Below are 10,809 nucleotides of genomic sequence, written 5' to 3'. Positions count from 1 at the left end.
CTCGAATGCAGTGTCAAATCGTTTTTCGCAAAACCATCCGACTTTCTCAACTTGGCCAACCCGAAGGCAAACCCGGAAGAGCTGGCAGCTTCTAGAGAAGCTACCAAATCCAGTCAAGCACTTTCTTCGAAGAAAACTTCTTAGATAAGACCGACTAGACTTTGCACCGCGCCGCTGAATTCTTGCGAAGACTTGGCGGCGGTGCCGGAGCGGGGCTTTTAGAGAAGCGCCACTCCGTAGTCAACCAACTCTTTTCGGCCATTTCAAATCCCAGAAACCGGGGAGCGAAAAGGCCAAAGAGATGAGCCAGGGCCGCCGGGGCCGCCCTCTGTTTGATGCATCACCGAGTCGATTGGAGCGCGGAAACTAACGAAGTGATCTGGACTAAGCAAGCGCCCTTCAGGGAACCAACTTCGTCCGGGCGCAATTCGTTTCCGAGCGAGGGGCGGATTTAGGCCTCGCCATCTGACATGGCAACCCCTGCGTGACGGTATAACGACGCTTTTTAAACGTCGCCCCTAATGTTGGCTTTCTGGGAGCCGCACCGTCAGGCCGTCGAGCGCGTCGCTGACCTTGATCTGGCAGGACAGACGGCTGTTGGGTTCGACGTTCTCGGCGAAGTCGAGCATCGACTCTTCCATGGCCGACTTCTCGCCGGTCTGGGAAAGCCAGGCGTCATCGACATAGACGTGGCAGGTGGCGCAGGCGCATGCGCCGCCGCAATCGGCGTCGATACCGGGCACATTGTTCTTCACCGCGCCCTCCATGACCGTCAGGCCTGGCTTGACGTCGAGAGCGTGTTCCGTGCCGTTGTGCTCGATATAGGTGATCTTGGCCATGCGCTGTCCTTGGATTCCCCTTTGGGCGGCTTTCAGGCCGCCACGTCCTTCATTGATACAGTAGCGTCGGCGAGCTTTTCCAGCGAGACCGGCGTACGCTTGGCGATCAATTGCTTGCCCGCCATGAATTCAGGCGGCGCATTGACCGCTTCGACGGCCTGGATCAGGTCGCCTTTCATATGGAAGACCGCAAACTTCGCCGCCGCGACGTCGCCGCGCACCAAGATGCGGTCCGCGTCGAACGGCAGGCCAGCGATCTGCAGCTTCAGGTCATATTGATCAGACCAGAACCACGGGACCTCGGGCGTCGGACCCGGGCGACCGACAATGGCGGCTGCGACCTGCTTGGCCTGTTCCAGCGCATTGGGCACGCTCTCCAGCCGGAACTGACGCTCATATAGCGGGAGAGGCCGGTGGCTGACGTCGCCGATCGCAAAGATGCGAGCGTCCTTCGTGCGCGCTTCGAGATCGACAACCACGCCATTGGCGCAGTCGAGACCGGCGTCCTTGGCCAGGTCGTCATTGGGGATGGCGCCCACTCCGACCAGGACGGCGTCGCAGGCGACGACGCGGCCATCGGAGAAGCGCACGCCGGTAACGTGGCCGTCAGCGCCTTCGAAGGCCGCGACGCCGGCATTGAGCTCGAAGACCACGCCCCTGGCGCCGTGATAATCCTGAAAGAAGGTCGAGAGCGCATGACAGGCGACGCGGGCCAGGACCCGTTCCTCGCGCTCGATGATCATGGCGTGCGCGCCGAGGGCCCGCGCAGAAGCCGCGGCCTCGAGACCGACATAACCGCCACCGACGACGACCAGGCGCTTGCCTGGACCCAGGGCGGTCTTCAGCAGTTCCGCGTCGGCCGCAGTGCGCAGGGCCAGCACGCCGGCGAGATCCACGCCAGGGATCGGCAGCATCCGGGCGCGGGCGCCGGTGGCCAGGATCAGATAGTCGTAGGCACAGGTCTCGCCCGAAGCCAGATGGACGACCTGTTCAGCCCGGTTGATGCGCGTGACGACGCCGCCCAGTCGCAAGGAAACGCCGTTGTCGGCGTACCATTCGGCGGGTTTCAAAGAGAGTGACTCGGCGTCGGCCTCGCCCTTGAGCCAGCCCTTGGACAGTGGCGGCCGTTGATAAGGCAGGAGCGGTTCGTCGCCGATCAAAACGATGGGACCTGTATGGCCGTACTGGCGCAGGAAGGCCGCCGCCGAGCCGCCGGCATGGCCGGCTCCCACGATGACCACGCGTGCGTTCAGATCGCCCGACTCAGCTGCGCTCAAGACGCGCCCTCCATTTCGTCAAAAATGACGGCGGCGTCACCTTTTGGCAAGCACCTTACACGGAAGAGAGAAGAGCGAGCGCGTCAGACGACGCGCTCGACCATCATCTTCTTGATCTCGGCGATCGCCTTGGCCGGGTTCAGGCCCTTGGGGCAGACCTGGGCGCAATTCATGATCGTGTGGCAGCGATAGAGCTTGAACGGGTCCTCGAGCTGGTCGAGGCGGTCGCCGGTCGCTTCGTCGCGGCTGTCGATCAGCCAGCGATAGGCGTGCAGCAGAGCCGCCGGGCCCAGATACTTGTCGCCGTTCCACCAGTAGCTGGGGCACGAGGTCGAGCAGCAGGCGCAGAGGATGCATTCGTAAAGACCGTCCAGCTTCAGGCGATCTTCCGGGCTTTGCTTCCATTCGGTCTGCGGCTCGGGCGTGTCGGTGTGCAGCCAGGGCTCAACCGAGGCGTACTGAGCATAGAACAGCGTCAGGTCGGGGATCAGGTCCTTGACCACCGGCGCGTGGGGCAGGGGCGCGATCTGCAGGTTCTTGCCGGGCACTTCAGCCCAGCCATAGGTGCAGGCCAGGGTGTTGCGGCCGCCGATGTTCATCGCGCAGGAGCCGCACACCCCTTCCCGGCACGACCGGCGGAAAGCCAGCGTCGGGTCGATGCTGTTCTTGATATAGAGCAGAGCGTCCAGAACCATCGGTCCGACCGCTTCCATATCGACGTCGTAGGTGTCCCAGCGCGGATTGCCGCCCGCCTCGGGGTCGTAGCGATAGATCTTGAAGGTCTTGACCTTCGTGGCTCCGGCGGGCGCAGGCCAGTGCTTGCCGGCCTTGACCTGGGAGTTCTTGGGAAGCGTAAGCTCGACCATCGGACCCTCAATAAACCCGTGTTTTAGGCGGGATGTAGGCGATGTCGTCAGACATCGTGTAGCTGTGGACCGGGCGGTAATCGATCTTCACCTTGCCGGTGTCGACGTCGAGCCAGGCCAGGGTGTGCTTCATCCACTCGCCGTCGTTGCGGTCGCCGAAGTCTTCCCGGGCATGGGCGCCGCGGCTTTCGGTGCGGTTGACCGCGCCGGCCACTGTTACGACCGCCTGGCCGATCAGGTTGTCGAACTCCAGGGTCTCCATCAGGTCGGTGTTCCACACCAGCCCGCGGTCGCTGACCTTGATGTCCTTGGCCTTCTCCCAGACCGCCGCCAGGCGCTGGGCGCCGCCGACCAGGGTTTCACCGGTGCGGAACACCGCAGCGTCTTCCTGCATGGCCTTCTGCATTTCGAGACGCAGGGCGGCCGTGCCCTGCGTGCCGCTGGCGTTGCGATAGCGATCGAAGCGCGCCAGGTGCGCGTCGGTATTAGCGTCCTTCAGCTCTGGCTGGGTGGCCATGGGCTTGAGGATCTCAGCGCAGCGCAGCGCGGCAGCGCGGCCGAACACCACCAGGTCGATCAGCGAGTTGGAGCCCAGACGGTTGGCGCCGTGCACCGAGACGCAGGCCGCCTCGCCCACGGCCATCAGGCCGGGGATCACCTGGTCGGGGTTGTCGCCCGACTTGGTGACGACTTCGCCGTGATAGTTCGTCGGGATGCCGCCCATGTTGTAGTGGACGGTCGGCAGGACCGGGATCGGAGCCTTGGTCACGTCGACGCCGGCGAAGACCTTTGCGGTCTCGGAAATGCCGGGCAGCCGCTCGTGCAGGACCTTCGGATCCAGGTGGTCCAGGTGCAGGAAGATGTGGTCCTTGTTGGGGCCCACGCCGCGACCTTCGCGAATCTCGATGGTCATGGCCCGGCTGACCATGTCGCGCGGAGCCAGATCCTTCACCGACGGCGCATAGCGCTCCATGAAGCGCTCGCCTTCCGAATTGCTCAGGTAGCCGCCTTCGCCGCGCGCGCCTTCGGTGATCAGGCAGCCGGCGCCGTAGATGCCGGTGGGGTGGAACTGCACGAATTCCATGTCCTGCAGTGGCAGGCCGGCGCGCAACGCCATGGCGTTGCCGTCGCCCGTGCAGGTGTGGGCCGAGGTGGCCGAGAAATAGGCGCGGCCGTAACCGCCCGTCGCCAGAATGACCTGCTGGGCCTGGAACCGGTGCAGGGTGCCGTCGTCGAGCTTCCAGGCGGTGATGCCTCGGCAGACGCCATCTTCCATGATCAGGTCGAGGGCGAAGTACTCGATGAAGAACTCGGTGTCGTGCGCCAGGGACTGGCCGTACATCGTGTGCAGCATGGCGTGACCGGTGCGGTCGGCCGCCGCGCAGGTGCGCTGGATCGGGCCTTCGCCATAGTTCTTGGTCATGCCGCCAAAGGCGCGCTGATAGATCTTGCCCTCGGCCGTGCGCGAGAAGGGCACGCCCCAGTGCTCCAGCTCATAGACGGCGGCCGGCGCGTTGCGGGTGAGGTATTCGATGGCGTCCTGGTCGCCCAGCCAGTCCGACCCCTTGACGGTGTCGTACATGTGCCAGCGCCAGTCGTCCTGGCCCATATTGCCCAGCGAGGCCGAAATGCCGCCCTGGGCCGCCACGGTATGGCTGCGGGTCGGGAACACCTTGGTGACGCAGGCGGTCTTCAGACCGGCCTGGGCGCAGCCGAGCGCGGCCCGGAGGCCCGAGCCGCCGGCGCCGACGACGACGACGTCGAACTTGTGGTCGATGAACTTGTAGGCCGACATCAAAAGGCTCCAGTGAGGGCGACCTTCAGGATCGAGAAGACCCCCAAGGCGCCGCTGAGCACGCAGACGAAAATGTTGAGGATGACGAGGGCGCTCTTGGTCGTGAACTTCTCGATATAGTCCTCGATCACGACCTGGACAGCGCCCTGCAGGTGGATCAGGGCGGTGATCAGCAGCAGGGCCAGCAACACCGCGTTCAGCGGGGTGGCCAGCCAGAGGGCCGCGCCCTCGAAATCACCGGCCGCCAGCTTCAGGCCCGCGAACACGCCCCACAGCGACAGCGGGATCAGGGCGATAGCCGAGACGCGCTCGGTCATGAAGTGGCTGACGCCATGGCGAGCGGCGCCCAGGCCGCGGGCGCGCGACAGCGGGGTGCGGAACCGTTCCGACTTGATCTCGGCCATGATTTAGAGCGCTCCCGTGGCGGCGGCGATCACCCAGGTGACGGCGGTGGCGACCACCGCGAAGGCGATCGCGGTCGCGCCCGTCAGGTCGGCGGTCTTCGGCGCGAAGCCGATCCCGGCGTCCCAGAAGGTCTGGCGGATCGCATAGGCGATGTTGAAGAATAGGGCGAAGGTCAGGCCCAGCAGGACGAGCTTGCCCAGCAGCGAGCCCATGACGCCGGTGTAGAGTGCGTAGCTCTCATGACCCGAAGCCAGGGCCAGAGCCCACAGCGCCAGCAGAACTGCGCCGACATACAGGCCCATGACGCAGCCGCGGTGCAGGATCGAGCAAGCCATGGTGATATGCCAACGCCACACTTGAAGGTGCGGCGACATCGGGCGCTCGGGCAGCCCCCGGCTCGTGTCGGTCATGATCGGTCCAACCCAAATAGGCATTGTGCGTTGCGAGATGCATTTAAGCCTTGGTGCGGGAGTGTCAACGAAACCACCACTGTTGAGAAACGTTCTCACGACGATATCGAGGGGCGCCGGAACCTTTAAGGTCAAGCTGGCATTCTCCTGCCTGTGATGCGCGGGAGGCGCGCCTGTATGCGTGATCCGATCGATTTCCAGATAGTGTTCGACCGGATCCCCAGTCCGTACATGATGCTTGATCGTGAGCTGCGTTATGTGGCCGCCAATCGCGCCTATCTCACGACCATGGGTCGTGTCTGGGAGGAGCTGAAGGGCGCCTATGTCTTCGACGCCTTTCCCTCGGACGGTGAGAGCCGCCAGATGCTGGAACGCTCGCTGGTCCGGGCGCGCGATAGCGGTCAGGTCGATCTATTGCCCCTGGTCCACTACGCGATCCAGCGACCCAGACACTTGGGCGGCGGCTTCGAGGCGCGGATCTGGAGCGCCACCCACACGCCAATCGCCGGCGACGATGGCGAAACCTGCTACATCCTGCAGCACACCCAGGACGTCACCGAGATACAGCGCCTGAAGGACGTGGCCTTCGGCGGCCGCGCGCCCACAGCGGCCTCCATGTTGGGAGACGACCTGCTGCGGCGGGCCGAGGCCGTCCAAGCCCAGAGCCTGCAGCTACGCCAGCTTTTCATGCAAGCTCCCGGTTTCATGGCCGTGCTGCGCGGCCCCGACCATGTCTTCGAGCTGGTCAACAACACCTATCTGCAACTGATCGGTCATCGCGACATCGCGACATCGTCGGCCTGCCGCTGGGCCAAGCCTTGCCCGAGGTGGTCGAGCAGGGGTTTCTCACCTTGCTGGACTCGGTGCGCAAGACCGGCGAGGCCTTTGTGGGTCAGCAGATCAAGATCGCGCTGCAACGCGCGCCGGGCGACCCCCTGGAAGAGCGCTATCTCGACTTCATCTACCAGCCGATCATCGAGGACGACGGCCAAGTCTCAGGCATCTTCGTCGAAGGCTCGGACATTACCGAGCGGGTCCTGGCCCAGGACCGCCAGCGCCTGCTGATGGACGAGCTGAACCACCGCGTGAAGAACACCCTGGCCACCGTCCAGGCCATCGCCCAGCAGACCCTGCGCGGGTCCGCTACGCCCGAGCGGTTCGTTGAAGCCTTCGAGTCGCGCCTCTTGGCCTTGTCGAAAACCCACAACGCGCTTACCGACAGCCAGTGGAGGGGTGCCGGCTTGTCGCAAATTCTCCGGCAGGAACTCAGCCCCTATGGCGCTGAGCGCGTGACGCTCAGCGGAACCGACGTCAAGCTCTCGGCGCGCGTCGCCCTGGCCCTGGGGATGGTGTTTCACGAACTGGCCACCAACGCCGCCAAATATGGCGCGCTGTCGGCCGGCGGTCACCTGAGGGTCAGCTGGTTCATGGAAGTCGACACCCTGTCGCTGGAATGGCGGGAGACCGGTGGCCCGACCCCTTCCCCGCCGACACGGCGAGGCTTCGGCTCCCGCCTGATCGAACGCAGCCTCACCGGCGAACTGCAGGGCTCGGTGATGATCGACTACGATCCGGCCGGCTTGATCTGCAGCTTCACAGTGCCGGCGGCGCGCGAGGTTTAGAGCATTTTTCGATCCGATAACCGTTTCACACTTATCGGAAAATGCTCTGGCGCAGGACGCTCAGGGCCAGGTGCTGCAGCAGCATGATGGTCTTGGCGTCGCGGATGCGGCCGTCGGCGATCATGGCCAGGGCCTCGTCGATGGTGGGCTCCAGAACCTCGATGTCCTCTCCCTCTTCGGGATGACCGCCGCCCTCGCCGATCCGCATGGCGGCGTCGTATTCAGCGATGAAGAAGTGCAGGATCTCGGTCACCGAGCCCGGGCTCATGAAGGCCTCGAACACCTTGCGGACCTCGCCCAAGCGATAGCCCAACTCCTCCTCGACCTCGGCGCGGATGCGAACCTCGGGCTCGGCGTCGTCCAGCAGGCCGGCGGCGGCTTCGATCAGCAGATCGTCGTAGCCGTTCACGAACGCCGGATATCGAAACTGCCGGACCAGCAGCACCGTGCGCTTGGCCAGATTATAAGGCAGCAGCACCGCCCCGTTGCCGCGGTCATAGTGCTCGCGGGCTTGCGTCTGCCAGGTCCCATCGCGGCGTTTCCAGTCAAAGCTCGTTGTCTTCAGAACGTACCAGTTGTCGGAAAGCAGCCTGGTCCCGCGCACGCGGATGCGGTCCTGGACGCTCATGGCTTTCTCCTAATCCCGCACGCGGGCCACATAGTCGGCCGAGCGCATTTCCTGCAGCCGCGAAACTGTGCGCTCGAACTCGAACGACCCATCGCCGGCCGGATAGAGATCCTCCGGCTCGGCCTCGGCCAGGGCCACCAGCTTGGCGTCGGCCTCGTAGAGCGCGTCGATCAGGGTGTTGAAGCGCTTGGCCGCGTCGCGCCGCTCAGGCGTCAGGCGCGGCACATCTTCAAGGAAGACGGTGTGGAAACGCTCGGCGAGGGCCAGATAGTCCTGGGGTCCCAGGGCCTGCTGGCACAGACTGGCGAAGGACGAGCGCAGCATTCCCCCGGCGGCGCGCGGCAGGCGGATCTTGCGGCCCAGCACCTCGAGGTTGGCGCCCGTTTCGGCCGATCCGTCCAGCATGTCGGCCCAGAGCCGCTCGAACTCGGCTTGGCAGGCTTTGTCGTTGGGCGACAGCCAAGTGCGCGCAGCCCGGAGGCGGTCCAGCCGGAAGTCCACCGGACCCCGCACGGCCACCACATCCAGCCCGTCCTTCAGCATCTCGATGAAGGGCTCGAACAGCTGGCGGTTCAGGCCGTCCTTATAGAGGTCGTCCGGCGGGCGGTTGGAGGTCGCCACCAGCGTCACGCCATGGGCGAACAGACCTTCGAACAGCCGACCCAGAATCATGGCGTCGGCGATATCGGTGACCTGCAGCTCGTCGAAACACAGCAGCCGCGCTTGGCCGGCGATCAGCTCGGCGGTCGGCACGATGGGGTCGTCGCCCCTGTGTTGGCCAAATCGCGCCTTGCGCTCGGCTGCGTCGCCCTTGCGCCAGGCGTCGATATGGCCGTGGACCTCGGCCATGAAGGCGTGAAAGTGGATGCGCCGCTTGCGGGTGACCGGCGCGCTGTCGAAGAACAGGTCCATCAGCATGGACTTGCCGCGTCCGACCGGCCCCCACAGATAGACGCCCCGCTGGCTCTTGGGCTTGCGGCCGAACAGCGAAAAGCTCGGCTCGCCCGCTGAGTCCAGGTCGGCCTCCAGCCGCGACAGGGCGTCGACGGCGGAAGCTTGAGCCACATCGGGCTTGATCTCGCCCTGGGCCAGGCGCTCGCGATAGGCGGTGCGGAGTGAAGTCGGCATCGGGACTGCGGTTAGCGCGGGACGCGCTTCAGGGAAAGGGGTGGGCCACCGATGGCCAGGTTCAGCGACAGAAAGCTTCCGAGGCCAGGACATAGCTGGGTCCGCGCCCCTGCCAGATTTCGCCGAAGTCGAACTCGGCGTCATCGCTGAAGACCACCAGAATTCGCCCGCGATCTGGCGCGATGATGTTGCGTATCTGGACGCCATCGACAGCGCCGCGCCGCTCGACCATCGCCACTGCGCCTTGGCAACCCGCCAGGGGCGCACTGAAGGACCATGCGCCCAACGCCGCATATCCTATGGCGGGGTCGCCTTTCCACATCACGTCGGTCGAAGCGGAGCTCACCAGACTGCGGGCCAGGAGGGCTTGATCGAATCGCACCAGGTCTTCCGGTGTCCCCAGGAGCGCGCCGGCCGCGCCGAAGGTGGCCAGATTGACCGGCTTGACCGCCTGACCCTTGGCGTTGGCGATGATCGGCCGCTCGTTGGCCTTGGCTAGGCGAAGCGACTGCAGCCCAAGCGGCCGCGCGACCCGGTCGGCCAGAAGTTGCTCATAGCCCTTCCCCATGGTCGATCCGAGCACGCTGGCAAGCACGATGGTGTCGCAGTTATTGTACTCAAAGCTGGTCTCGGGCGGGCGTTTGACTGGTCCTGCGCAGAAGGTAACGGCGTCATCCCGTTCCGCATCAATCGCGCGCCGCAGATAAAAGGCGGGGATGTCGTCGGTCTGGGGCGTATCCTCGGGATTGGCTAGGCCCGCGGTGTGGCGCAGCAACTGCCGGATCGTGACCCCGCCGATTGTCGGGGTCGGAAAGGCCTGCCAATACCGGGCGATCGGCTCATCGAGAGCCAGCTCGCCCCGATCGACGCCGGACATCACGATGACCGCGGCGACCTGCTTGCTTACCGAACCCCACGGCCAGATTGGCGCGTCGCCATAGGCGCCGGACCGCTCGTCGGAGAGGATCTTCGTGCGATCAGCGACCAGAACCCTGCCTGTCAACGGGGGGCCGCCAGAGCGGATGAGCGCGGCCAGCGGCTTGGCTTCGTTACCAACGGCCAGCGGCTGCGCCGTAGCGCCGCCAGACAACGCGGTGGCCACCGCGAGGATCAAGGCAGCGTTCCAGTGATGTCTGGGTTTTGTCAAACCCTTCACGCCCCCAGCTCTTTCCGCACGAACCGATAGGTCTCGCGCTTCTCGCAGGCGCAGGCGCGCATCTGGCCGTCCTTGGTCCACCAGACCATCAGCGGCCAAGCGAAGTTGACGCCATTATCCTTGAGCAGCGGGACCAGTTTTTCGACATTGGCGCGGCCGGCCTCGATCACCGCCGTGCGGGCGATGTCGCCATCGGCCGGCTTGATGCCCGGCGCGGTCCAGGCTTCGACCGGGGTCTCCTCCCACCGCTCGGCAAGAGCCCAGCTGCGGTTTACCCACAGCTCGGCCACGGTGGCGCGTTCGACGGGCGTGGATTTCGGCACGCCGTTCTTGTCGGCGCGGGCGATCTCGATCACCCGCGTATCGACGCCAGCCTTGTGCAGCCTGGGAAACTCATCGGCCTTGAAGCGCACGCAGTCGGGGCAGGTGCGGAAGCTGACCATGTAGAATTTCGGACCCGTCAGACCCGGCGACACCCAGCCAGACTCCTGCAGGATCTTGGCGATCTCGATCTGATGCTTGGTGATGGTTTTGGGCCGCCAGCGCAGCTCGATGTTCCAGTAACCGTAGGCGCCGGCGGCGATCACGACCACGATCCCAAGGGCGATCAGCCCGCGCATCAACTTCTTCACGTCCAGCACTCCCGTCGCCACACTTCCGTGGATTGGCGGACCTTAAGCTCA

General features: G+C 64.9%; 11 protein-coding genes and 1 pseudogene. 2 read left to right on the top strand and 10 right to left on the bottom strand.

The features are described from left to right. Positions 1 to 518: 518 nt before the first annotated feature. The 6 genes from ACP69S_RS18140 to sdhC form a co-directional block, all read right to left on the bottom strand. Entirely contained in the window at positions 519 to 839 is a 321-nt protein-coding gene (locus tag ACP69S_RS18140) for a 2Fe-2S iron-sulfur cluster-binding protein (RefSeq protein ID WP_425999626.1), read from the bottom strand. A 32-nt stretch (positions 840 to 871) separates the two neighbouring features. Then, positions 872 to 2,092, bottom strand: coding sequence for an NAD(P)/FAD-dependent oxidoreductase (locus ACP69S_RS18135; protein WP_425999630.1), 1,221 nt, complete (start codon positions 2,090 to 2,092; stop codon positions 872 to 874). 107 nt (positions 2,093 to 2,199) lie between these two features. Continuing rightward, positions 2,200 to 2,982 carry a succinate dehydrogenase iron-sulfur subunit gene (locus ACP69S_RS18130; RefSeq protein ID WP_425999625.1) on the bottom strand — a complete coding sequence of 261 codons (783 nt, stop codon included), beginning with the start codon at positions 2,980 to 2,982 and terminating at the stop codon, positions 2,200 to 2,202. A gap of 7 nt (positions 2,983 to 2,989) precedes the next feature. Continuing rightward, positions 2,990 to 4,777, bottom strand: a complete 1,788-nt coding sequence (sdhA, locus tag ACP69S_RS18125; protein WP_425999624.1) for a succinate dehydrogenase flavoprotein subunit — start codon at positions 4,775 to 4,777, stop codon at positions 2,990 to 2,992. Then, entirely contained in the window at positions 4,777 to 5,181 is a 405-nt protein-coding gene (gene sdhD, locus ACP69S_RS18120; protein ID WP_425999621.1) for a succinate dehydrogenase, hydrophobic membrane anchor protein, read from the bottom strand. The genes sdhA and sdhD overlap by 1 nt, the downstream gene beginning before the upstream one ends. A 3-nt stretch (positions 5,182 to 5,184) precedes the next feature. Beyond that, positions 5,185 to 5,592, bottom strand: coding sequence for a succinate dehydrogenase, cytochrome b556 subunit (gene sdhC / locus ACP69S_RS18115; protein WP_425999620.1), 408 nt, complete (start codon positions 5,590 to 5,592; stop codon positions 5,185 to 5,187). A 156-nt stretch (positions 5,593 to 5,748) separates the two neighbouring features. Here sdhC and ACP69S_RS18110 point away from each other — a divergent pair. Both ACP69S_RS18110 and ACP69S_RS18105 read left to right on the top strand, forming a co-directional pair. After that, positions 5,749 to 6,093 (top strand): annotated as a pseudogene (locus ACP69S_RS18110) (PAS domain-containing protein); the annotation flags it as partial. Positions 6,094 to 6,419: 326 nt separating this feature from the next. Next, positions 6,420 to 7,214, top strand: coding sequence for a sensor histidine kinase (locus tag ACP69S_RS18105; protein WP_425999629.1), 795 nt, complete (start codon positions 6,420 to 6,422; stop codon positions 7,212 to 7,214). A gap of 31 nt (positions 7,215 to 7,245) precedes the next feature. Here the strand turns inward: ACP69S_RS18105 and ACP69S_RS18100 are convergent, their stop codons facing one another. The 4 genes from ACP69S_RS18100 to ACP69S_RS18085 form a co-directional block, all read right to left on the bottom strand. Further along, the gene (locus ACP69S_RS18100; RefSeq protein ID WP_425999619.1) at positions 7,246 to 7,842 is read right to left on the bottom strand and encodes an NUDIX domain-containing protein; all 597 of its coding nucleotides are present in this window, start codon (positions 7,840 to 7,842) and stop codon (positions 7,246 to 7,248) included. 9 nt (positions 7,843 to 7,851) lie between these two features. Beyond that, a complete protein-coding gene (zapE, locus tag ACP69S_RS18095; RefSeq protein WP_425999617.1) occupies positions 7,852 to 8,970 on the bottom strand; it encodes a cell division protein ZapE in 1,119 nt (372 codons plus the stop codon). A 61-nt stretch (positions 8,971 to 9,031) separates the two neighbouring features. Further along, complete coding sequence (locus tag ACP69S_RS18090) at positions 9,032 to 10,084, bottom strand: serine hydrolase domain-containing protein (protein WP_425999615.1); 1,053 nt, start codon at positions 10,082 to 10,084, stop codon at positions 9,032 to 9,034. A 38-nt stretch (positions 10,085 to 10,122) separates the two neighbouring features. After that, positions 10,123 to 10,758, bottom strand: a complete 636-nt coding sequence (locus tag ACP69S_RS18085) for a hypothetical protein (RefSeq protein WP_425999614.1) — start codon at positions 10,756 to 10,758, stop codon at positions 10,123 to 10,125. Positions 10,759 to 10,809: the final 51 nt, after the last annotated feature.

Origin of the sequence: Caulobacter sp. DWR1-3-2b1, from assembly GCF_049895765.1 — a bacterium.
Classification (GTDB): domain Bacteria; phylum Pseudomonadota; class Alphaproteobacteria; order Caulobacterales; family Caulobacteraceae; genus Caulobacter.
Note: the sequence above shows the minus strand (reverse complement) of the source record. Positions and strands in the feature narration are given on the sequence as shown.